General features: G+C 68.2%; 26 protein-coding genes. 10 read left to right on the forward strand and 16 right to left on the reverse strand.

Going from position 1 to position 21,914, the window contains the following annotated elements:
• A complete protein-coding gene (locus tag DI276_RS14190; RefSeq protein WP_157984703.1) occupies positions 1–672 on the forward strand; it encodes a hypothetical protein in 672 nt (223 codons plus the stop codon).
• Here the strand turns inward: DI276_RS14190 and DI276_RS14195 are convergent.
• On the reverse strand, positions 669–2,150 hold the full coding sequence (locus DI276_RS14195) for a chitinase (RefSeq protein WP_112263754.1): 1,482 nt from the start codon (positions 2,148–2,150) through the stop codon (positions 669–671). The two genes, DI276_RS14190 and DI276_RS14195, sit on opposite strands and share 4 nt — an antisense overlap.
• 195 nt (positions 2,151–2,345) lie before the next feature.
• Between DI276_RS14195 and DI276_RS14200 the strand changes: the two genes are divergently transcribed.
• The 3 genes from DI276_RS14200 (at position 2,346) to DI276_RS14210 (ending at position 4,268) form a co-directional block, all read left to right on the forward strand.
• Positions 2,346–3,500: a pyridoxal phosphate-dependent aminotransferase gene (locus DI276_RS14200; RefSeq protein WP_112263755.1), complete on the forward strand. Its 1,155-nt coding sequence runs from the start codon at positions 2,346–2,348 to the stop codon at positions 3,498–3,500.
• 34 nt (positions 3,501–3,534) lie between these two features.
• Positions 3,535–3,966 carry an HD domain-containing protein gene (locus DI276_RS14205; RefSeq protein ID WP_232836644.1) on the forward strand — a complete coding sequence of 144 codons (432 nt, stop codon included), beginning with the start codon at positions 3,535–3,537 and terminating at the stop codon, positions 3,964–3,966.
• Positions 3,967–4,040: 74 nt separating this feature from the next.
• Positions 4,041–4,268, forward strand: a complete 228-nt coding sequence (locus DI276_RS14210; RefSeq protein WP_112263756.1) for a hypothetical protein — start codon at positions 4,041–4,043, stop codon at positions 4,266–4,268.
• Between the two features lie 55 nt (positions 4,269–4,323).
• Here the strand turns inward: DI276_RS14210 and DI276_RS14215 are convergent, their stop codons facing one another.
• Genes DI276_RS14215 through DI276_RS14225 form a run of 3 tightly spaced genes read right to left on the reverse strand, consistent with a single transcriptional unit; the run spans position 4,324 to position 6,358 of the window.
• Positions 4,324–4,803 carry a class I SAM-dependent methyltransferase gene (locus DI276_RS14215; protein ID WP_232836645.1) on the reverse strand — a complete coding sequence of 160 codons (480 nt, stop codon included), beginning with the start codon at positions 4,801–4,803 and terminating at the stop codon, positions 4,324–4,326.
• 48 nt (positions 4,804–4,851) lie between these two features.
• Positions 4,852–5,463 carry a class I SAM-dependent methyltransferase gene (locus DI276_RS14220; protein ID WP_112263757.1) on the reverse strand — a complete coding sequence of 204 codons (612 nt, stop codon included), beginning with the start codon at positions 5,461–5,463 and terminating at the stop codon, positions 4,852–4,854.
• Positions 5,464–5,500: 37 nt separating this feature from the next.
• Positions 5,501–6,358, reverse strand: a complete 858-nt coding sequence (locus tag DI276_RS14225; protein ID WP_112263758.1) for a LysR family transcriptional regulator — start codon at positions 6,356–6,358, stop codon at positions 5,501–5,503.
• A 75-nt stretch (positions 6,359–6,433) separates the two neighbouring features.
• Here DI276_RS14225 and DI276_RS14230 point away from each other — a divergent pair, with 75 nt between their 5' ends.
• The gene (locus DI276_RS14230; protein ID WP_112263759.1) at positions 6,434–7,039 is read left to right on the forward strand and encodes a dihydrofolate reductase family protein; all 606 of its coding nucleotides are present in this window, start codon (positions 6,434–6,436) and stop codon (positions 7,037–7,039) included.
• Here DI276_RS14230 and DI276_RS14235 read toward each other — a convergent pair.
• Positions 7,021–8,373, reverse strand: coding sequence for an FAD-binding oxidoreductase (locus DI276_RS14235; RefSeq protein WP_112263760.1), 1,353 nt, complete (start codon positions 8,371–8,373; stop codon positions 7,021–7,023). The genes DI276_RS14230 and DI276_RS14235 overlap by 19 nt on opposite strands.
• 70 nt (positions 8,374–8,443) lie before the next feature.
• On the opposite strand from DI276_RS14235, the gene DI276_RS14240 reads away from it, so the two are divergent.
• The gene (locus DI276_RS14240; RefSeq protein WP_112263761.1) at positions 8,444–9,277 is read left to right on the forward strand and encodes a LysR family transcriptional regulator; all 834 of its coding nucleotides are present in this window, start codon (positions 8,444–8,446) and stop codon (positions 9,275–9,277) included.
• A 3-nt stretch (positions 9,278–9,280) separates the two neighbouring features.
• On the opposite strand, the gene DI276_RS14245 is transcribed toward DI276_RS14240, so the two are convergent.
• Positions 9,281–11,065, reverse strand: coding sequence for an alpha-galactosidase (locus DI276_RS14245; protein ID WP_112263762.1), 1,785 nt, complete (start codon positions 11,063–11,065; stop codon positions 9,281–9,283).
• 152 nt (positions 11,066–11,217) lie between these two features.
• Between DI276_RS14245 and DI276_RS14250 the strand changes: the two genes are divergently transcribed.
• Entirely contained in the window at positions 11,218–11,718 is a 501-nt protein-coding gene (locus tag DI276_RS14250) for a TetR/AcrR family transcriptional regulator (protein ID WP_198680626.1), read from the forward strand.
• 14 nt (positions 11,719–11,732) lie between these two features.
• Positions 11,733–12,083, forward strand: a complete 351-nt coding sequence (locus tag DI276_RS14255; RefSeq protein WP_112263764.1) for a hypothetical protein — start codon at positions 11,733–11,735, stop codon at positions 12,081–12,083.
• Positions 12,084–12,104: 21 nt separating this feature from the next.
• Here DI276_RS14255 and DI276_RS14260 read toward each other — a convergent pair whose 3' ends face one another.
• Positions 12,105–12,929, reverse strand: a complete 825-nt coding sequence (locus DI276_RS14260) for a DUF72 domain-containing protein (RefSeq protein ID WP_112263765.1) — start codon at positions 12,927–12,929, stop codon at positions 12,105–12,107.
• A 32-nt stretch (positions 12,930–12,961) separates the two neighbouring features.
• Positions 12,962–14,797 carry a translation elongation factor 4 gene (gene lepA, locus DI276_RS14265; RefSeq protein ID WP_112263766.1) on the reverse strand — a complete coding sequence of 612 codons (1,836 nt, stop codon included), beginning with the start codon at positions 14,795–14,797 and terminating at the stop codon, positions 12,962–12,964.
• An 89-nt stretch (positions 14,798–14,886) separates the two neighbouring features.
• Between lepA and DI276_RS14270 the strand changes: the two genes are divergently transcribed.
• Positions 14,887–15,309, forward strand: a complete 423-nt coding sequence (locus DI276_RS14270) for a type II toxin-antitoxin system PemK/MazF family toxin (protein ID WP_112263841.1) — start codon at positions 14,887–14,889, stop codon at positions 15,307–15,309.
• On the opposite strand, the gene DI276_RS14275 is transcribed toward DI276_RS14270, so the two are convergent.
• From DI276_RS14275 to DI276_RS14285, 3 genes are read right to left on the reverse strand one after another with little or no spacing between them, the layout of a single operon-like run.
• Entirely contained in the window at positions 15,294–15,782 is a 489-nt protein-coding gene (locus DI276_RS14275) for a RidA family protein (RefSeq protein ID WP_112263767.1), read from the reverse strand. The genes DI276_RS14270 and DI276_RS14275 overlap by 16 nt on opposite strands.
• Complete coding sequence (locus DI276_RS14280; protein WP_112263768.1) at positions 15,779–16,183, reverse strand: cupin domain-containing protein; 405 nt, start codon at positions 16,181–16,183, stop codon at positions 15,779–15,781. The genes DI276_RS14275 and DI276_RS14280 overlap by 4 nt, the downstream gene beginning before the upstream one ends.
• A gap of 6 nt (positions 16,184–16,189) precedes the next feature.
• A complete protein-coding gene (locus DI276_RS14285) occupies positions 16,190–16,744 on the reverse strand; it encodes a GNAT family N-acetyltransferase (RefSeq protein WP_112263842.1) in 555 nt (184 codons plus the stop codon).
• A gap of 66 nt (positions 16,745–16,810) precedes the next feature.
• Here DI276_RS14285 and DI276_RS14290 point away from each other — a divergent pair, with 66 nt between their 5' ends.
• Positions 16,811–17,401 (forward strand): PadR family transcriptional regulator, encoded by a 591-nt coding sequence (locus tag DI276_RS14290; RefSeq protein ID WP_232836657.1) that lies wholly within the window; start codon positions 16,811–16,813, stop codon positions 17,399–17,401.
• On the opposite strand, the gene DI276_RS14295 is transcribed toward DI276_RS14290, so the two are convergent.
• The 5 genes from DI276_RS14295 to DI276_RS14315 are packed head-to-tail and all read right to left on the reverse strand — an operon-like array spanning position 17,380 to position 21,880.
• Positions 17,380–17,562: a DUF397 domain-containing protein gene (locus DI276_RS14295; RefSeq protein WP_112263769.1), complete on the reverse strand. Its 183-nt coding sequence runs from the start codon at positions 17,560–17,562 to the stop codon at positions 17,380–17,382. The two genes, DI276_RS14290 and DI276_RS14295, sit on opposite strands and share 22 nt — an antisense overlap.
• Entirely contained in the window at positions 17,537–18,382 is an 846-nt protein-coding gene (locus DI276_RS14300) for a helix-turn-helix domain-containing protein (protein ID WP_112263770.1), read from the reverse strand. The genes DI276_RS14295 and DI276_RS14300 overlap by 26 nt, the downstream gene beginning before the upstream one ends.
• Positions 18,383–18,441: 59 nt before the next feature.
• Positions 18,442–19,284 (reverse strand): transglutaminase family protein, encoded by an 843-nt coding sequence (locus DI276_RS14305; protein ID WP_112263771.1) that lies wholly within the window; start codon positions 19,282–19,284, stop codon positions 18,442–18,444.
• A gap of 3 nt (positions 19,285–19,287) precedes the next feature.
• The gene (locus tag DI276_RS14310) at positions 19,288–20,235 is read right to left on the reverse strand and encodes an alpha-E domain-containing protein (protein WP_112263772.1); all 948 of its coding nucleotides are present in this window, start codon (positions 20,233–20,235) and stop codon (positions 19,288–19,290) included.
• A 13-nt stretch (positions 20,236–20,248) separates the two neighbouring features.
• Positions 20,249–21,880, reverse strand: a complete 1,632-nt coding sequence (locus DI276_RS14315; RefSeq protein ID WP_232836646.1) for a circularly permuted type 2 ATP-grasp protein — start codon at positions 21,878–21,880, stop codon at positions 20,249–20,251.
• Between the last annotated feature and the right edge of the window lie 34 nt (positions 21,881–21,914).

The raw sequence follows: 21,914 nt of genomic DNA on the forward strand, positions 1-21,914 counted from the left end.
GTGAAGCGTCGTGTTTATGTCGTGGTCCTCGACGGATTGCGGTCTGCGGAGGTCAGCGAGGCGCTGACCCCCAACCTCCTGACCCTGCTCGACGAGGGAACCCGCTGTCCGCCGGTGACCGTGCCCGACCTCATGACGTCGGTGCTGGAACTGGGTTTCCAGGTGGTCCTGCCCGACCCGGCACGCCCGGCGGACGCGTTCACGTCGCACGCCCTGCACACCCTGATCGACGAAACCGATCCCGGCCTGGTGTTCGCGAAGTTCGGCGACTGCGACCCACCACTGGGATTCGTCCGCTCGCTGGCCGTGCGCACCGCGGACGAACAGGTGGGCAAGCTCGTGCGCCATCTCAAGGCGACCGGGCGCTGGGACCAGTCGGTGCTGGTGGTCGTCGCCGGTGGGTGCGCCGCGGTGTCGTTGCAGCGCCACATCGACGCGGACTCGTTGCTGCGCGGCAAAGTCGTCGTCGCGCGGAACGAGCTCCGCTGGACCGGGCCCGCCTCCGAGCGCGCGGTGGCGTTGCGGCACCTGGAATCCGTGGTCAGCAGGGTGCCCGGTCCGGCGGCACCGGTGCCGCTGCTCGTGGCGGGCGGGGTGTCCACTGTGGAGGCCGACCCGACGGTGGAGAGGCTGTTCGGCCTCCCCATGCCGCCGGGTGGTTCCATCATCTAGGGCAGGGAGTCCAGATGAGGGGCGACCGTGTTGGCGAACTGCCAGTTGTTCGACGCGTCCCAGTTGATCGACCACGTCATGGCGCCGCGGATCGACGGCCAGGTCGTGCTCGGCTTGAACGTCCCGCAGTTGGTGCCGCGGGCGAGGCAGCTGAGCGCGTTGTTGACGTTGCTCGGCGACTGGTAGCCGCCGCCGGCTCCGGACGGTGACGCGGGCAGGCCGAGGCCGACCTGGTCCGGACGCAGGCCGTTCTGCAGCTGGATGCACGCGAGCGCGGTCAGGAAGTTGACCGTGCCCTGGCCGTAGACCTGCTGGTCGCAGCCGAGCATCGTGCCGGAGTTGTAGTACTGCATGTTGACGATGGTGAGGATGTCCTTGATCGACAACGCCAGCTTGAAGTACTCGGCGCCCGTGTTCTGCATGTCGATCGTCTGCGGCGCCATCGTGATCACGGTGCCGCCACCGGCGTGGATGCTGCGCAGCGCCTGGGCCATGTAGGTGGCGTTGACGCCGTTCTCGAGGTCGATGTCGACGCCGTTGAAGCCGTAGGTGGAGATCAACGACTTGATGCTGTTGGCGAAGTTGGTCGCCGCGGTGGGGTTGTCGACGCGGATCGTGCCGAGCTCACCGCCGACGGAGATGATCACCTTCTGGCCGCGGTTCTGCAGGGTCCTGATGTCGGCGCGGAACTGCGCGTCGGTGTACCCGCCGAGCTGGCTGCTCAGGCCGGAGTCCAGGTTGAACGCGACCGCGCCGGGCGTTGCAGTCGCGTCGGCGAACGCCACCGCCACGATGTCGTAGGTGGTGGGGACGTCAGCAAGCCGCAGAGCGCGCGCACCGTTGTAGAAGTTCTGCCAGTAGCCCGTCAGGACGTGCTTGGGCAGACCGGTGTTCGGCGGGTTTCCAGTGGTGGTCGTCGTGGTCGTAGTAGTTGTGGTGGTCGTCGTGGTCGTAGTAGTTGTGGTGGTCGTGCTCGTCGTCGTCGGCGGCGTGCCGGGGCCGTCGAGGTTGAAGTCGTCGGCGTAGTAGGCGGGCTGGCCGTACCAGCCGTGCACGTAGATCGTGACGCTGGTGGCGCTGCCGCTGGTGAAGTCGATGCTGAGCTGCTGGAAACCGTTCGTGCCCGGCGTCCAGGTCTGCTTCTCCACACCGCCGGTGACACCGAGGTAGACGTAGCTGCCCTGCACCCACGCGCTCAGCTTGTACGCCGTGTTCGGTTGCACCGTCACGGTTTGCTGGCAACGCGCGTTGCTCTGCCCGGCCGGCGCGCCCTGCAGGGCGTAGCTGCCGGTGCGCTTGGTGCTCGTGGTGGCGCTGGTGCCCTCAGTGCAGGTCCAGCCGCTGAGGTTGCCGGCCTCGAAGCCGCTGTTGGCCGCGAGGTTCGCGGCGACGGCGCTGCCGTTGATCACCAACACCAGACCGGCGCAGGCGAACAGCGCGGCCAGCAGCGCTATCGCTGCTCGTCTGGTCTTGGACATGGTCCACCTCCACACATCATGCGGCGGCCATGCTGTGAGTTGGACTAAAAATGGACTAGACCACTGTGCCTGGTCAAGCGTTGCGCTGGTCATCGGATGTATTTGGGGTGTGGCCGTGCCGACCTGACAAAGATGCACCGAGCCGACGTTCGCGATACGGCGCACAATCGGTGTCCGTGCGGGTAGGAGGACGCCATGAGTGTTCGCCGGCTGGAAAACATTCCAGGGTTCAACATCGATCGCGTGGCCGCCGCTGCCGGTGACGACCCCGACGTGCTGCGTCTCGAGAACCTCGACACCGACATCCCGCCGCCCGCTGCCGCGCTCGACGCGACGAGGGCGGCGATCGGTGAGGACGACGCCAACAGCTGGCTGCCGTTCACCGGCCGCGACGACCTCAAGGATGCCGTGGCCGCCTTCATCGAGCGTCGGGGCGGGCCGCGCTACGACGGCAGGCGAGAGATCGTCATCACCTCGGGTGAGGGCGATGCCTTGCTCGATGCGCTCTTCTGCCTGACAGATCCGGGCGACGAGGTCGTCCTCACCGATCCGACGTACGCGGGCATGCTCAACAGAGTCCGCCTCGTCGGCGCCGTTCCCCGGTTGGCCCCGCTGCGCGTCGTGAACGGCGAGTGGCGGCTCGACCTCGATCTCCTTCGCGCGGCGGTCGGCGATCGCACCAGGGTCGTCTTCGTCAACAACCCGTCGTTCCCGAGCGGCTGGGTCGCGAGCGACGAGGAGTGGGACGCGATCGCGGCACTCTGCCGCTCGCACGACCTGTGGCTGCTCTACTGGGCCGACTTCGAGAGTGTCCTGTTCGACGGCCGTCCGCTCCGGCACCCCGCCGCCCTTCCCGGCATGCGGGACCGCACTGTCACGGTCGGGTCAGCCTTGGAGAAACGCATGATCGGCTGGCGGGTCGGCTGGGTGGTGTCACCCGGCGACCTCGTCAACGACGTCTCCCGCGTGCACATCTACAACGGCCTGGTGGCGAGTGGCTTCGCACAGATCGGCGTCCGTGTCGCGCTCGACGAACCCGACTCCGGCCAAGCGGCCGCGAACGCGGAGTGGGAGCGCAGGCGCGACGAGACCGTGCGTCAGCTCAGCGGATTGCCCGTGGTCAGCGCGGCGGGCGGATGGTCGTTGCTGCTCGACACCGCGGCCATGGGCATCGACTGCGCCGACCTGTCCGAACGGTTGCTGAAGGAGCAGGTGGCGGCGACGCCGATCCGCGGCTGGGGCGGCGAGGTCGCCGATCGGCACATCCGGTTCGTGTTCAGCAACGAACCCGTGGAACGGATCGCGTTGCTGGGTGAACGGCTGCGGCGGGCCGTCGGCGAGAACGGCTGACGGAATGGTCGGTCACGCCACTAACTTGAAGCGCGTGTTCACCCTCTCCGATGCCATCGCGATCGCCACCTCCGCCCACGACGGCCAGGTCGACAAATCCGGCCGTCCCTACATCGGGCACCCGCTGCGGGTGATGAAGTCGGTCGAGGGTGAACACGCGCAGATGGCCGCCGTACTGCACGACGTCATCGAGGACACCCCTGTGACAGCAGCGGATCTAACGGCCCGTGGGTGTCCGTCGAACGTTGTCGACGCCGTCGTCGCGCTGTCCCACCTGCCCGGCGAGCCGCAGGAGGACTACCTGCGCCGGGTCGCCGCGAACCCGTTGGCGGTGACCGTGAAGCGCGCGGACATCGCCGACAACCTCTCCCCCGCCCGGATGGCTCGCCTGGACGACGCGACACGGGCTCGGCTGGAGATCAAGTACGCCACCGCGCTGAGGTTGCTCGATCAGTTCGTGAGCTAACTAACCTTCTTCATCGGTACAGGTCATCTGAACAGGGTGTATTATCGAAACGTAACCAAGATTGGAAGGACAAGATGACCCGCCACGACCTGTCCGTGAAGTCCCTGCGCTCGAGCCTGGCCTCCCGCCGCGCGGCTCGTTTGAAGCGTCAGAGCCTGGAGCGGCAGTTGGCCAGCTACACCTCCGAGAGCGACCGGATCGAGCTGGACGCCATCCTCTCCCGCCACAGCGCCGAGGAGACGACCGAGCTCCGTTCGATCATCAACCGCCAGGCGATGGACCGCCTCCTGCGTTCCGCCTGATCGGTTCACGTGTGGGCCACCCCGGCAATGGTGCCGAGGGTGGCCTTTTGCGTTTCTAGAAGAGGCGCTTCAACGTCAGCACGTTGTCCGCGCACGTCTCCACGAACCCGCACGCACCGGTCTCCTCCCAGCGGACCACCTCGTTGGTGATGATGATCCAGTTGTCGAGGAGCTTGAGGCGGTCGAGGACGTTCTTCGTCGTCGGGAAGTCGCAGTCCAGGTATTCCGACCACGACGGGGTCTCGGCGTGGTCGATGATCACCAGGTAACCGCCTGGGGCAACGGACTCCGTGGCCCGCCGGAGCACGCGGCAGCTCGCCAGGCCCCGGTCGGCCGGCGAGTGCAGGAACCGGGCACTGATCAGGTCGAACTCACCGTCGGGGAACTTCTCCGGCAGATCCAGCCGCTCGACAACGGTCACCCACCACCCGCGCCCGGCCAGCCAGACGCCGTCACCACCCTCAGCACACCCGAGATCGAGTGCGCTGCCGGGTCTGAGTCGCTCGACTTCGCGCATCAGCAGCGGATTGGCCACGCCGAACACGGTCCGCTCGGACCAACCGCGATTGCAACAGTTGTTCCATCACCAGAGGCGTTTGACGGTCAGAACGTTGTCCTTTCGGGACTCCTGCTGGCCATCCGGCCCTACCAGCGGCCGCTCCACCACCTCGTCGGTGACGACGATCCAGTTGTCGGCCAGCTTGAGGTGGTCGAGCACGTCCTTGGTCGTCGGGAAGTAGTAGTCCTGGTGCTCGGACCACGACGGCGCGCCCGCGTGGCCACCGATGATCAAGTAGCCGCCCGGCGCCACCGCGTCCGCAGCTCTGCGGAGGATGCTGTTCCGCTCCCCGTCCTCCTCGACGGGCGAGTGCAGGAACTGCGCGCTGACCAGGTCGTACAGCCCTTCGGGGAACGTCTCCTTGAGGTCGTGCCGCTCCACCGCGAACTCGACGCCCTCGTCGTAGGCGTGCTTCAACGCGCGGTCCAGCGCCACCTGCGACACGTCCACGCCCAGCACGCGCCAGCCGCGCTTGGCCAGCCACACGGCGTCGCCGCCCTCGGCGCACCCGATGTCCAAAGCGCTCCCGGGCGTCAACCGCTCGGCTTCCCGCACCAGCAACGGGTTCGGCTTGCCGGACCACACCTGGTCCCGCTCCGAGTAGAAGGCTTCCCAGAACTCCTGCGCAGTCGTCATGTCTCCAAGATGCGCGCAGTCGTGCCGGATCAGCAACCTACGTTGCCAAAGCGGCAACGAGAGCGGCCAGCACGGCAGCGACCGCGGGCGGATCGGGCGGATCTCCGTAGGTGGCGGCGTGGATCTGCCGCCGGAAGCCGGGAATCTCGGTGGCGCAGACGTCCGGCCGGCGATGGGCCTGCAACGCGAGACCGGGCAGCAGCGCCACGCCGACACCGGCCGCGACCAGCGCCTGCACCACGACCATGTCGTCGCTGTGCGAGCCGATGCGCGGCACGAAGCCCTCGGTGACCGCGTCCAGCTCGCCCTGGCACTGGTCGCACCCACCGATCCACGGGGAGTCGCGGTGGTTCGCGACGCGGTCGTCCGTGCGACGACTGATCAGGTTGATCGTGTCGTCCCCGAGGTGCACGAGCCGCAGCCCGTCCTCGACCGGCGTGCCGGGGAACCGGAACACCAGCGCGACGTCGATCTCCCCGTGCCGCAGCATCTGCAGTGCCTCGACGGGGTGTTCCTCGTACAGCGACAACTCCAGCCCCGGATGCTGCGAGGCCAACGCCGCAGCCGCCCTGGGCACGATCGTCGCGAGCGCGGAAGCGTTGGCGGCCAACCGCACGCGTCCCGCCTGCAACCCGACCTGCGCGGCGAGCTCGTTGGCCGCCGCGTCGACCCGTCCCACGATCTCCGCGGCACGTCCGGCGAGCAACATGCCCTCCGGCGTCAACCGGATGCCGCGCCCGACCCGTTGCACGAGCCGCACGCCCGTCGCCGCCTCCAGCCGCGACAGGTGATGACTCACCGACGGCTGCGAGTAGTGCAGCTGCCTGGCCGCTTCGGTCACGGAACCGTGCCGCGCGACCGCCGCCAGGACCTTGAGGTGCACCAGACTGAGCACCCATCAAGAGTATCGATGAAACCCGCATGGTTTTGGCATTGGACGTCATACCTGTACCGGTCCACGCTGAAGCCCATGACCAAGGTGACGTGCGACCTGACGATCTCACTCGACGGCTACTCCGCCGGGCTCAACCAGAGCGAGGACCGCCCGTTCGGCGACGACGGCGGCGACGGCTGGGGCAGCAAGCTGCACGCCTGGTACTCGGACCCGGCGGAACAGCAGTACCAGCAGGAGAAGCTGGCGCAGACCAAGGCGTACATCATGGGCCGCAACATGTTCGGCCCGATCCGCGGCGAGTGGGACCGCGAGTGGAACGGCTGGTGGGGCGACAACCCGCCGTACCACGCACCGGTTTTCGTGCTCACGCATCACGCGCGCGAGCCGCAGCCGATGGAGGGCGGCACGACGTTCCACTTCATCACCGACGGCATCGAAGCCGCGTTCAAGCTGGCCCGTGAAGCGGCCGGCGACGGCAACATCTCCATCCACGGCGGCGCGACCACCATCAACCAGTACCTCAAGGCCGGTCTGATCGACGAGCTGCGGCTGCGCATCGTGCCGCTGACGCTCGGCGCCGGCACGCGGTTGTTCGACGGCGTTCCGGCACTCGACCTGGAACAGGTGGATTCACGGCAGGGCAACGGTTTCACGCACGTCACCTACCGCGTCACGCGCTGAGCTCGGCCGTGGTGCGTGCGGAACATGTCACGCGGGTCGACGGTCTGCTTGATGGCGGTGAGCCGGTCGAGGTCGCCGGGCAGGTAACCGGTGGCGAGCTCGGCGGCGGTGATGTCGGGCCCGGACAGGAAGTTCACGCAGACGCCGCCGGTGCTCCACGGGTTCATCGCGGTGAACAGCCGGGCGAACGCTGTGTGCAGCGCCGGTAGTTGTGCGGGCTCCGCGGCGGCTCCGGCGTAGAGGACGTACTGGCCGTCGCGGCGGGCGAGCGCGCTGGGGATCACGCCGGGCCGGTTCAGCGCGCCGCCGGTGTGACGCAGTTCGACGAGGTACGGGGCGTCGGCAGCGGGACCGGCGTGGCGCAGCAGTTCCGTGACGGCGGCGGGGTCCAGCGATTCGAGCATGGTGTTGCGGGCGTGGAACTTCACCGGGGTGGTGGGCTCGGCGTGGATCGTGCCGACGGCGCTGTAGGGCATCTCGGCGACGGTGTCGGTGATCGGTCCGAGCTCGCGGAACGGGTGGACGAGCTGCTTCCCCTCGTCCGCGGAGCCGGTGTGGGCGAACCGCAGGTGCAGCACGTACTGGCCGCGCAGGTTGTCGGGCAGAGCGGGAATGTCGGGCATCCGGATGAGCAGCACCGACGAGCTCATCGCCTCGGGGACGGTGCGGGTCCACTCCGCCCAGGTGGCGAGGGCGCGTTCGGCGGTGTCGGCGGCGAAGTGCATGCCGCCGCCGTAGAGCCGGGCGATCGGGTGCAGGTCGATCTCGATGGCGGTGACGACGCCGAACGTGCCCTTGCCGCCGCCGCGCAACGCCCAGAACAGGTCCGGGTCCTGGGTCGCGGTGACGCGGCGCAGCTCGACGTGGCCGGCCGCGTCGGCGGTGACGATCTCGATGGCGCGCACGTGGTCGACGGCCCAGCCGAGGCCGCGGCCGAGGATCCCCAGCCCGCCGCCGAGGTGGTAGGAGACCGCGCCGACCTCGGGTGAGGACCCGCTGAGCGGCGCCAGCCCGTGTTCCGCGGCGGCCCGCACCAGCGCTCCGCCGCGCACCCCGGCCTCGATCCGGGCGGTGCGAGCGTCCGGGTCGACGGTGATCCCGTCGAGCCGCGACGTGGTGATCAGGACCTGACCGTCGGCGCTGCGGGACGGGCCGTGCCCGGTGGCCTGAACGGCAACGCCCAGACCGTGGGCGGCGGCGTGACGGACGGCGGCGATCACGTCGTCGACGGAGGCTGCCGGAACGACGACCTCGGGCCGGTGCTCGACGGAGAGGTTGTAGCCGAGGCGCTCGGTGTCGTAGCCGGGATCGGTCTTGGTGAGGTAATCGGTCATGACTCGATCCTGTCGACGCTGAGCTGCGGAAACAATCTCACATCGAGCATCGACTGATAACCTGGAGGTTATGGAACGGCGCGAGATCGAGATCTTCCTGACGCTCGCGGAGGAGCTGCATTTCGGTCGCACGGCACAGCGGCTGCTGGTGTCGCAGGCGCGCGTGAGCCAGACGATCGCCCGGCTGGAGCGCCAGTTCGGAGTGGCCCTGTTCGAGCGCACCAGCCGACGGGTCGCGCTCACTCCGGTCGGCGCCGCCCTCTACGCCGACGTCCGCGCGGGACACGACCGCATCGAACGCGGGGTCGCCGCCGCCATCGCGGCCGGCCGCGGGATCACCGGCGTGCTCACCGTCGGTCTGGAAGCACCCGCGGTCGCCGAGCTCGCCGCCCCGGTGTTCACCCGGTTCCGGCAGAACAACCCCGGCGTCGAGATCGTCTTCCGCGAGACCGGCTTCACCGACCCGCTCGACCTGCTGCGCTCCGGAGACGTCGACGTCGCCGTCACCAACGCACCCGTCGACGAAGCCGGGTTCGAGGAAGGCCCGGTCCTGCACACCGAACCTGTCGTGCTGGCCGTGGCACGCGGGCACCGGCTGGCCACCCGCACGGCGGTGACCCTCGACGACCTCGACGGCGAGGTGGTGTTCCGGGCCGGCCGTCGTGCCGCGCCCTATCGCCGCGACCCCGAACCGCCGACCCCCGCAACCCTGTTGGACCTCATGGCGCGGGTCGCCGCTGGGGAGGGCGTGTGCCCGTTGGCCGCGCACGCCGCCGACTACTTCGCCCGCCCCACCCTCGCGATGGTGCCCTTCGCTCCAGGCTCACCACCGGTGCGCTGGGTGCTGTGCTGGCGCACCGGTGCCCGTACCGCGCGGGTCGCCGCACTCGCGGCCGCGATCTAGCTCTCAGACTGCCTGGCGCAGCCACTGTTGATCAGCGCCAGTACCGCACGTCATCTGCACGGCCCGTGCCCCGTCCGCGGTTCCCGCGCCCTGGATGGTGAGACATTTGTTGCTGTGCCGGGCGATCAGCTGCAGACGGCCGCCGGTGTCCTGAAGCCGCCACTGCTGGTTGGTGCCGGTGTGGCAGGTCCACTGGGTGATCCGGACACCGTCGTCCACGGCACCTCCGTGGACGTCCAGGCACTTGCCGCTGTTGACGTTGACCACGGTGCCGGAGTCGTTGAACACCCAGCGCTGGTTGTTCTGCCCGTTGGCCGTCCACTGCCCCACGTCGGCTCCGTCCTCTGTGGACAGGTTGAGGACGTCCAGCAGTTTGCCGCTGTGCTGGGCGGTGAGCGTGTACGCGGTGGCGGTGGTCCGCGGCGAGAGCCGGTACAACCCGGCGCCGTGAGCGGGCAGTGAGCGGGTGAACGTTCCGCTGACCGTCCCGAGATCGGCGCCGGACCACAGGTCGGTGACGGTGGCCGAGCCCATGCCGAGCGCGGAGAGGGTGAGCGACACGTTCCCGGACGTGTTGTCGCGGTTGAACAATGCGACGTACCTGTCGCCGCTGCCGGGCACGTCGGCCGCCCACACCTGACGTGCACCGCCGACGACCTGACGGTTGTTCACGCTGTTCTGATCGACGGCCAGCACCGCGGCGTTGGTCATCAGCGCCAGCTCGGAAGCGCGGTTCTCGACCGGATTTCCGCCCCACATCAACGGCGAGCGGTTGATCGTCCACAGTGTCATGAGGGTGCGTTGCTCGTCCGGGGTGAGGTTCGAGTACCGGGGCGAGCCGTTCGGGCCGAACTTGGACAGCCTGCCGATCGGGATCATGTCGGGATCGGGGTAGGCGCCCTGCGCGCGGTACGTCGCCCAGTTCCGCAACTGGTCGAACAGGTTGTTGACGCCGGGCCAGTCGTCCCACAGGTCGTTGACGATGCGCCACATGTGGGCGTTGGCCTGCACGTGCGGGCCGGCGGACAGCGGGGTCGGGCCGGGCGAGAGGCTGAGCACCATCGGCCGTCCGCTGCGCTGGATGGCCAGCCGATAACCCTCGACCTCGGCCTGCCGGTACGTGGGCGCGGCGATGTCGTCGACCTTCACGTAGTCCACGCCCCAACTCGCCAGCAGCTGGAACATCGAGTCGAGGTACGCCTGCGCGCAGGCGTTGCTCATGTTCAGGCCCCACATGAGGTTCAGCCAGGCCGCGGTGGTGTTGTTGTTGATCTGGTTGGCGCGGCAGCTCGTGCCCAGGATCGGCACGTTGTCGGCGACGGCCTGCCGCGGGATGCCGCGCATCAGGTGCACGCCGAACTTCAGGCCCTGCGCGTGCACGTAGTCGGCGAGCGGCTTGAACCCGTTGTTCCCCACCGCCGACGGGAACCGCGTCGTGTCGGGCAGCAGCCGGCCGTTGGCGTCCATGCGCAGCCGGGGGTTGAGGTTCCCGTCCTGGTTGGGACTGCTGTTGTGCCTGCCCGGGTAGTACCACGCCCAGTCGATGACGACGTACTGCCAGCCGTGCTGCCGGAGGTTGACCCTCAGGTAGTCGGCGTTCGCTTTGACGTCCGCCTCGGTGACGCTCCAGTTGAACGCGTCGTAGCTGTTCCACCCCATCGGTGGGGTGTTCGCCGTTCCGTTGTCCCACGCGACGGCCGCTCTCGGTGCGCCGATCGCGACCGCTGTCGCAACGGCCAGCGCCATCACGGTCAGCAGTGCCGTCACACGTCGCCTGCGTAGCTTCATTGCGCCCCTCCAGCGGAGGACGGATTCAATGTTAGCGCTAACAATGCGGCGGAGACTCGATGTTAGCGCTCTTGCGCCGCCGCCGATAGCGCGTCTCGTTTGAGGAACGATCGTTCTTGACTGATCGTTCCTCAAACGTCTACCGTCGTGGCATGGGCAGAAAACGGGCGTTCGACGAGGACGAGGTGGTGCGCGCCGCCGTGGGACTGTTCGGTGGCCGCGCGTACGACGGGGTGTCCGTCGACGACCTCGTCACCCATCTCGGCGTGCACCGCAACAGCCTGTACAAGACGTTCGGCAGCAAGCGCGGCCTCTACCTGATCGCCTTGCGCCGCCACCTCGCCGACGACGTCCGCCCCCTGACCGAAGCGCTCGCCACGGCACCGGATGCCGCGACCGCGCTGCGGCTCATCACGTCGGCCGACCTCGGCCTGCTGCTGCTCGCGGCGGTCGAACGGGCACCGGCCGACGAGGAGGTGGCCGCCGAGGTGGCAACGGCGTTGGCCGCGGTCGACCAGGCGATCGCCGACGCGCTCGGCATGTCCACCGCCCTCGCCGCCGCCCTCACGGCCGCCGCACTGGGCATCGTCCTGCGCGGCAACCCCGACGGCGTCGGCAGCGCACTGACCCAACGGCTCGATTCCCTTCACTGACAAGGAAACCCGACATGGCACTGGTCCACATCGACGGCAACGACCTCGTCGTCGTGATCGAGGGTCTCGACAAGCTCTGGGCCTTCAAGAGCAGCCTGACCATCCCGCTGGCCAACGTCCGCGGCGCGACCGCGGACCCCGGCATCGCCGCCGACCCCAAGGGAATCCGCGCGCCGGGTGCCCACCTGCCCGGCGTGATCACGGCCGGCACGTTCCACCTCGACGGCGAGAAGATCTTCTGGGACGTCAAGGACGAGTCGAAGGCCGTCGTGATCGAACTGGCCGACGAGCGCTACGCCCGCCTGGTCCTCCAGGTCGACGACCCGCGCGAGACCGTAGCGCTGGTCGAGAACGCCCTGCGCTGAGAGAGGTACAGCGCTGATCGCTCAGAACAGCGTCGCGGGCTCGACCGGCTCGGGCTCGGGCAGTGCGTCGAGGCCGGGCACGAGCGCTCGCACGTCCTCGTGGAACCGGCGGGCGAGCGCGGGCGCGTCGTCGTTGTCGGGGGTGTGCACGAACACCGTGGGCGACCGTCCCTCCCGCAGCCAGTCGGCGACCACCTCGGTCCACGGCTGCCACCCCTCGACCGTGTCCTCGACCGAGTCCCGGCCCAGGTAGCGGACGATCGGCTGGTCGGTCAGCGCCCGTGTCCGCCGTGGCAGCCGCGGTTTGCGGTCCCAGGCCTCCCGCTCGGCCTCGCTGGTCGGCGGGCCCTGGAAGAAGACCTCGGTGTCGAACGGCACCCACTCGGCGTCCGCGTCGGCGAGTGCCCTCTCCAGCAGCGACGTCGCGCCGGCGTCGGTGAAGAACGTCGGGTGACGCACCTCCACGGCACGCCGGAGGCCGGCCGGCAGCCTGCGCAGGAAGCGACCCAGGGCGTCGACCTCCGCCGGGCCGAACGAGCCGGGCATCTGGGTCCACAGGACCGCGCGTTCACCGAGGGGTTCGATCGCGTCCAGGAACGCCCGCATCTCGACCTCGACGCCGGCCAGCCGACGCTCGTGCGTGACGACCTTGGGCAGCTTGACCACGAACCGGAAGCCGGGATCGGTCTGCCGCGCCCACGTCTCGACGGTCTTCCGGGCGGGTGTCGCGTAGAACGTGGTGTTGCCCTCGACGGCGTTGCACCAGCCCGCGTAAGCCCGCAGTCGCTCCCCGGCAGGGAGCGACTGCGGCAGGAACCGCCCGAGCCACGCCTTGTGGTTCCACATGGCGCAGCCGACGTGAAGACGTGCCACTGCGCCTACTTCTTGCCCTTCGGCTCCTCAGTGGACAGTGCGGCGACGAAGGCCTCCTGCGGCACCTCCACGCGCCCCACCATCTTCATCCGCTTCTTGCCTTCCTTCTGCTTCTCGAGCAGCTTGCGCTTGCGGGTGATGTCACCGCCGTAGCACTTGGCAAGAACGTCCTTGCGGATCGCCCGGATCGTCTCGCGCGCGATCACGCGGGACCCGATCGCCGCCTGGATCGGCACCTCGAACTGCTGCCGCGGGATCAGCTCGCGCAGCTTCGTGGCCATGCGCGTGCCGTACCCGTACGCGTGGTCCTTGTGCACGATCGCGGAGAACGCGTCGACGGCCTCGCCCTGCAGCAGGATGTCGACCTTGACCAGCTCCGCCTCGGCCTCGCCGGACTCTTCGTAGTCGAGCGACGCGTAGCCGCGGGTGCGCGACTTCAGCGAGTCGAAGAAGTCGAAGATGATCTCGCCCAGCGGCATCGTGTAGCGCAGCTCGACGCGGTCCTCGGACAGGTAGTCCATGCCGCCGAGCTGGCCGCGCTTGGCCTGGCAGAGTTCCATGATCGCGCCGATGTAGTCGGACGGCGCGATGATCGTGCACTTGGTGACGGGCTCGTACACCTCGGCGCGCTTGCCCTCCGGCCAGTCGGACGGGTTCGTCACGACGTGCTCGGTGCCGTCTTCCATGATCACGCGGTAGACGACGTTGGGGGCCGTGGAGATCAGGTCGAGGCCGTACTCGCGCTCCAGGCGGTCGCGGGTGATCTCCAGGTGCAGCAGGCCGAGGAAGCCGCAGCGGAAACCGAAGCCCAGCGCGGCCGACGTCTCCGGTTCGAACGTCAGCGCCGCGTCGTTGAGCTGCAGCTTCTCCAGCGCCTCGCGCAGCTCCGGGTAGTCGGAGCCGTCGACCGGGTACAGGCCCGAGTAGACCATCGGGCGCGGCTCGCGGTAGCCGGCCAGCGGCTCGGCGGCGCCCTTCTTCTCGGACGTGACGGTGTCGCCGACCTTCGACTGGCGCACGTCCTTCACGCCGGTGATCAGGTAGCCCACCTCGCCGACGCCGAGGCCGCGCGACGGCTTCGGCTCGGGCGAGACGATGCCGACCTCGAGGATCTCGTGGGTGGCGCCCGTCGACATCATCTTGATGCGCTCGCGCGGCGTGATCTTGCCGTCGACGACCCTGATGTACGTGACGACACCGCGGTAGGTGTCGTAGACCGAGTCGAAGATCATCGCGCGGGCGGGCGAGTCCGCCTCACCAACGGGCGCGGGGACCTTCTTCACGACCTCGTCCAGCAGTTCACCGACGCCGAAGCCGGTCTTCGCCGAGACGCGCAGCACCTCCTCCGGCTCGCAGCCGGTGATGTGCGCGATCTCCTTGGCGTACTTGTCCGGGTCGGCGGCCGGCAGGTCGATCTTGTTCAGCACCGGGATGATGGTGAGGTCGTTCTCCATCGCCAGGTACAGGTTCGCGAGCGTCTGCGCCTCGATGCCCTGCGCGGCGTCGACCAGCAGCACGGCGCCCTCACAGGCCTCCAGCGCGCGGGACACCTCGTAGGTGAAGTCCACGTGGCCGGGCGTGTCGATCATGTGCAGGACGTGGTCCTGCCCGTCGACCTGCCACGGCAGACGCACGTTCTGCGCCTTGATGGTGATACCGCGCTCGCGCTCGATATCCATGCGATCGAGGTACTGAGCGCGCATCGCTCGCGCCTCGACCACGCCCGTGATCTGCAGCATCCGGTCGGCCAGCGTGGACTTTCCGTGGTCGATGTGCGCGATGATGCAGAAGTTCCGGATGAGCTCCGGCGGCGTGAAGGTCGTGTCGGCGAACGTGGTCAAGGTGGTCCTCAGCAGGAAATCGGACGGGTGTCCCCTTATGGTCCCATAGCGTCCGGTGTGCCCTGCACCACTAGGGTGCGTTCGTGCTGATGAACGGTGAGGACCCCCGCCCCGCGCGCGGTGCGGTCCGCGAGATCTTCGACGCCGCCGACGCCGCGAAGCTCGAGTACGAGCCCTCGATGGACGGCGACGCGGACCCCGGCGAGGTCATCTGGGCGTGGGTGCCCTTCGAAGAGGACGCCTCGCGCGGCAAGGACCGGCCGTTGCTGGTCGTCGGGCGCGCGAACGGCGAGCTCATCGCGTTGATGCTCTCCTCGAAGGAGCCGCGCGACGACTACATCGAACTGGGCGCGGGCGCCTGGGACCGCGACGGCCGGCCGTCGTTCTTGCGGCTCGACCGGGTCTTCGCCCTCGATTCGGACGACGACATCCGGCGTGAGGGTGCCGTGCTAGGACCCGCAGCTTTCGGCCTGGTCGTGGACGCCCTGCGCGAACGTCACGGCTGGCGCTGATCGATCTCCACCTCCGCCTCGCAGTTGACCGGCGCGTTGAGCGGGATCGCCATGCCGATCGACGAACGGGCGTGCGCGCCGATCTCCGGCCCGTACAGCTCCAGGATCAGGTCGGAGTAGCCGTTGGTGACCCGTGGCGTCTGGTTGAAACCGGGCGCCACGTTGACCATCGCGAAGACGCGCAGCCACGATGTCACGCGGTCGAGGTCACCGAGCGCGCGTTTGAGACTGGCCAGGTGGGCGAGGGCGACGCGGCGGGCTGCCTCGTAGCCCTGGTCCGCCGTCACGTCGGTGTCCACCTTGCCCAGCGGCTCGGCCAGGGTGCCGTCGTCGTTGAGCGGGACGTGGCCGGAGATGTAGGCCCGGTTGCCGCGCACCCGCACCCATTCGAACGGCAGCACGACGCCAGGAGGTGGCTGCAGCGGTTCGGGCAGACGCAGGCCCATCTCCTCGAGTTTCGCTTCGATCTTCATCTCGTCACCTCCACGAGTGCGTCCAGTTCAGGCAATGCGACGGTGCTCTCCTGCTCGTGCGGGTCCGTGCGCGCAAGCACCGCCACGGCCGGCTCGGTGCCTTCGTTTGCGGGCAGGTGCGGCACACCGCTTGGGATGTAAAGGAAGTCGCCCGCCCGCGCGACAATCCGCTCCTCCAGCCGTTCGCCGAAGAACAACGTCAGTTCGCCGCTGAGCACGTAGGCGGCCGACTCGTGCCCGGTGTGCACGTGGGCTTTGGCGAACGCGCCCGGCGGCAACGACGCGAGCTCCAGGCACAGCCCGCGGGCACCGGCGCTGGCCGCCGAGACCCCGGACGCGTAGGTCACCCCGGTCGTACCGGTCTCCCCTGCGCCGGAACGGATGAGCACGCACTTGTCCATCGTTGATCACTCCTTCGTCAGGTCGAGCCAGTACGCCTGCGCCTGCCACGAGAACTCGGCGGGCAGCGCGGTGCCGGTGAACATCTCGCCGGCCTCGATGTCGTCGGCGGGCCTTCGTTCAAAACCTAGCCGCAGGTAGATCCGGGTCGCCGCCGTCATGAACGACGCCGTGTGCAGCCCTATCGCCGTCGCCCCGAGCTCCCGCGCCCGCCGCACGCACTCGGCCCCGAGGGCGCTGCCGACACCCGACCCGCGGGCCTCGGCGCGCACGGCGAGCGCTCGGATGGATGCCCACCCCGGCGGCCAGTGTTCGAGGGACGACCTCGTCGCCTCCGGGTAAAGAGCAACAGTCCCGGCCACCCGGCCCGCGCACTCGGCCACGAGCAGCTGCGAGTCGGCCAACCGGCTCTGCACGTCGGCGATCTCCCCGACGTAGGCCTGCCAGGCGTAGTCGGGAAAACGCGGGCGGAACGCCTCATAGGCCTCAGCCAGCAACGCGGCGACGGCGGCGGTCTCTTCCGGCCGTGCGTCACGCACGAGATGTCGAGTTGCAGGATCCATGGCGGCGGCCCCTATACTCCCAACGGGAGTAAATTTCCTCCAGTTGGGAGTATTCGTCAAGTGAAGATGACGACGACTACCTACGTGATCCTGGGCCTGCTCGCGCTGCGCCGCTGGTCGACGTACGAGCTGGCCAAACAGATGAAGCGCAGCATCCGGTACTACTGGCCGCGCGCCGAAAGCCACCTCTACGAGGAGCCCAAGAAGCTCGTCTCACTGGGCCTCGCCACGGCCACGCGCGAGGACGTCGGCCGCCGCCCGCGCACCGTCTACGAGATCACCGACGCCGGCCGCACCGCACTGCGCGAGTGGCTGGCGACCCCCGGCAGCCTGCCGCTGGTCGAGTTCGAGGGACTGGTCAAGGTCCTCTTCGCCGAACAAGGCACCAAGGACGACCTGCTGCAGACGCTGGCGACGATCCGCGCGGACGCCGAGGCCACGCGCGAGCACCACGCCGAACTGGCGGCCGACCTCGCCGTGACGGGCGGCCCGTTCCCGGACCGCCTGCACGTCAACGCCCTGGTGCTCAGGTTCATGTGGGACCAGGCCGAAACCGTGATCCGCTGGGCGGAGTGGGCCGAGACGGTGGTCGCCGAGTGGCCCGACACCGCCACCCAGCCCGCTGCGCCGCTCGACTACGCCCTGGGCGACCGCTGAACGAACGCACGCCACGCGGGTGCGCTGAAGCCCAGCGTGCCCGCGTCGGCGTTCTTGGAGTCACGAACCAGCACGTCGTGGGCGAACGAAACCTCGATGCATTCGGCGCCATCGGCAGCTCCGCTGTGGCTGCTCTTACGCCAGACGCGGTCCTCGGCCATCGAATTCCTCTCGCGGTGGGCTGACGTACTCCGCCAGCTTGCTCCGCGATTGTTCCGCATCCAACGCGACCTCGTCCAAGTGGTTGAAGAGGAGCCTGGTCCGCGCGATGGCACCCGGATCTTGCACGAACACCTGCGCGAGATCGGTTTCGCTGTAGGCCACCGGCATCGACTTCTCGAACTCCCACAGCACGCAGCCGTAGGAGGGAACCACCACGTCCAGAGGCACTATCCGAATGTCGTGCGTTTCGAACAACAGCCGGGCGTACTGGTCCTCCATGATCCGGTCGTCACCGACTCGCTGCGTCAGCGCTACCTCATGGACGTAGAACAAGCAAGTCGGCCGATCGTGTCGCCGCAAAACCGCCTGGCGGTCCATGCGGAATCGCAAGTTCGCCGCGATTCGCTCTTCGGTCATCAATCCGCCGAGCCGGAAGAACGCGTCGGCGTACTCCGGCGTCTGCACCAGGCCCGGCACCGACTGCGTGGTGTAGCTGGTGATCGTCTTTGCCGTCGACTCGGCCATCGCGACTGTGCGCAGGTTGTCCGGGACCTGCACCACGTACTCCTCGAAGGCGTTCTTGTACCGCATCCGGAAGTTCTCGAAGAAGTCGATGTCCTTGTCACACATCGTCAGGTACTGCACCAGGTCGATCTCGCTGGCGCGCGCCTTGCCTTTCTCGATGTTGGTCACCTTGCTCGGGTGCCAGCCGAGTTTCATCGCCATCTGGGCACCGCCGAGGTCGGTGCAGGCCTCCCGAACGCGGCGCAGCTCGTCGCCCAGAGCCCTGCTGCACACCGTCGCTGTGATCACAGTCATAGACCCGACGCTAGGCCTTGCCCCTGCTCCAAAGAAGCGGCTCGTTCGGGTGAAAAACGTCAGGCGAGGCGCGTGATGTCGACCGTCACCTCCAGCGCAGTCGCCGCCCCGCCCGAGTAAATCCCCTTCAACGGCGCCACATCCGCGTAGTCACGCCCCAGTGCCACCCACACGTGTCGTGGCCCGACCGGCATCGCGTTGGTCGGGTCGTACCCCCACCACCCGCCGGTCCACGCCTCGATCCACGCGTGCGACTCGCCGCGCACCGTCTCTCGCGGCGCACCGTCCTTCTTCGTGTGCAGGTAACCGGACACATAGCGCGCCGGAATCCCCATACCGCGCAACAACACCAACGACAGATGCGCGAAGTCCTGGCAGACGCCCTTCTTCTCCTGCCAGGCGTCCACGGCCGAACTGTGCACGCCCGTCGAGCCCGCCTGGTACTTGAGCTGCTCCCACACCCACTGCGAGGCGGCCAGCACGGCGTCCGACGGCGAGAGGCCCTTCTTCAGCTCACGCGCCTTGGCCAGCAGCTCACGGTTGCGCGGCGTGTAGCGCGTGGGCTCCAAGAACTCCGTGTAGCGGTCCACGAGGTTCTCCTCGCGCATGTCCGCCCACGTACCGGTGGTGATGGGTTCGATCTCCGAGCTCGTCTCGACGACCGACGACGCGACCACCTTCAGCTCCGTGTGCGGCGCATGCAGGTCGAACGACGTGACCTCAGTCCCCCAGTAGTCCGTGTACCGATAGGCACGCGTAGCCGGATTGGTCTCAACGCGCGAGACGACGACGTTCTGCCGCCGGTCACCACGCGGAGTCAGCCGCGCCTCGTTGTACGACTGCACAACCGGCGCCTCATACACATAACCCGTCGTGTGCACCACACGTACACGCCAGCTCATAGGTCAGCCCACCTCGGTGTTCGTCCAGGCGACCCACGGCGCCACGTGGAAGTACTGCTGTGACACGGCCTCACCAACATCACGAACCGTCTTCTGCAGTGCCGCAAGACGTTTCGGCAGGTCGTCGAGCAAGTCGTGCGGCCGGAGAAACTCCAGCTCACTCCGCGCCTTGCCGAGCAACCGCAGCGCCTCCGCCCGCGCTCCAACCCGCACCGACGGCTGGTTCTCCAGCTGCTCCAGACACGACTCGGCTTGCCTCAAAGCATGGAACACCGAACGCGGGAACAGCCTGTCCAGCAACAAGAACTGCACCACACGCGACGCATCCAGCGCACCTCGATAGGTCCGCAGATACGTGTCGTGCGCGCCGGCCGACCGCAGCACCGTGACCCACCCAGGCGACGACGCCCGGTCCCCCACACGCGCCAGCAGCAGCCGAACGATCATGTCGACACGCTCAACCGACCGCCCCAGCACCAGGAACCGCCACCCGTCGTCCCGCGACATCGTGGAGTCCGCCAGCCCAGCGAACATCGCCGCGCGTTCCTCAACAAAGCTGAAGAACGCGTGCGGCCCCATCGCGCGCGCGTAGGTCTGCCGTTCCGCGACGGCATTCCACATCGCGTTGAGGCACTCCCACATTTCGGTCGACACGACCTCGCGCGCACCACGCGTGTTCTCGCGTGCGCTGTTGACTGAGCTGACGATCGAACTGGGGTTGTCCTTGTTGTACGCCACCAGTTCCGTCAACGACCACACGTCGAACTGGTCCGCCCCGACCGGCGGCTTGATCCCCAGAACGGTCAACAGCTGCCGTGACGTGGCGTCCGGATCAACCGTCGCGTCCTCCAACAGCTGATGGACCGAAACGTCCAGGATGCGCGCCGTGTCGTCCGCCCGTTCGACGTAACGGCCGATCCAGTACAGCGACTCCGCGTTGCGTGCCAGCATTTCGCGCGCCTCCTTACTGCTGTTGCTGCTGTTGCTGGGACGTGGTCAGCTCCGGCCCCTGCTCCGCGGCCGCCGACTCCATTTTGGACGTTCCGGCCAGCCCCGGCTCCGCCAGTTCGCGCTCCACAGTGGACGACTTGGGCGCCAGCACCCACGTGTCCTTCGACCCGCCGCCCTGCGACGAGTTGACGATCAAACTGCCCTCCGGCAACGCCACCCGCGTCAGCCCACCCGGCAGCACGAAGATGAAGTTCCCGTCGTTCACCGCGAACGGCCGCAGGTCGACGTGCCGCGGCGCCAGCTTGTCCCCGACCTTCGTGGGCACGGTGCTCAACTGCACGACCGGCTGCGCGATCCACCCGCGCGGGTTGCTCTTGATCCGCTTCCGCAGCGAGTTCAGCTCTTTGGCCGACGCGTCCGGCCCGAACACGATCCCGTACCCACCAGACCCCTCGACGGGCTTCACGACCAACTCGTCGAGCTTGTCCAGCACGTGCGCCCGCTCGTCCTGCAACCAGCACCGGAACGTGTCGACGTTGGGCAACAACGCCTTCTCGCCGAGGTAGTACTGCACGATCTCGGGCATGTACGTGTAGACGAGCTTGTCGTCCGCCACCCCGTTCCCCACCGCGTTGGCCACAACGACATTGCCCGCCCGCGCCGCGTTCAGCAGCCCCGCGATGCCGAGCACCGAGTCCGGCCGGAAATGCACCGGATCCAGGAAGTCGTCGTCGATCCGCCGATAGATGACGTCGACCTGCCGCTCCCCCTCAGTCGTCCTGAGGTACACGAAGTTGTCACGACAGAACAGGTCCCGACCCTCAACCAGCTCCACACCCATCTGCCGCGCCAGCAGCGAGTGCTCGAAGTACGCGGAGTTCGCGAGGCCTGGGGTGAGGACCACGACGTTCGGATCGGCCGCGTTGGGCGCGGCGGCGTTCCTGAGCGCTCGTAGTAGGTGAACCGCGTAATCGCCCACCGCGCGCACACGATGCCGCGCGAACAGGTCCGGGAACACCCGCGCCATCGTCCGGCGGTTCTCCATGACGTAACTGACCCCGGACGGACACCGCAGATTGTCCTCGAGCACCCGGAACGTGCCCTGCTCGTCCCGGACGAGGTCGACGCCCGCGACGTGGATGCGCACCCCGTTCGGCGGGTTGATGCCGGCCGCCTCCCGGTGGAAGTGCTCGCAGCTCGTAATGAGACGCCGCGGCAACACTCCATCCCGGACGATCTGCGCATCCCCGTAGATGTCCGCCAGGAACATCTCCATCGCCCGCACCCGCTGCACGATGCCGCGTTCGAGCTTCGCCCACTCACTGGCCGTGATGATGCGCGGGATGAGGTCGAGCGGGAACGGCCGCTCCTGCCCACTGAGACTGAACGTGATGCCTTGGTCGACAAACGCCCTGCCGAGCGCTTCACTCCGCGCGTTCAGCTCGTTGACCTGCGACGGAGCCACCGACTCGTACAACGCGCGATAGGCCGATCGCACACCGTTGTCGGTGGAGAACATCTCGTCGTACGCCCCCGCGTGCGGCCGCGCGGGGTCCAGATAGCCGTTGAACAGCTCGCCGAGCCTCGGCGTGGTGACCGTGCGGCTGCGGCGCAGTCCTGAGGTGCGGGCTCGGCGGCGTTCCATGGTCCACATCTTCACCCCTGTTACGCCAATTACG

The sequence above is a fragment of the Lentzea terrae genome (assembly GCF_003265345.1).
Classification (GTDB): domain Bacteria; phylum Actinomycetota; class Actinomycetes; order Mycobacteriales; family Pseudonocardiaceae; genus Lentzea; species Lentzea terrae.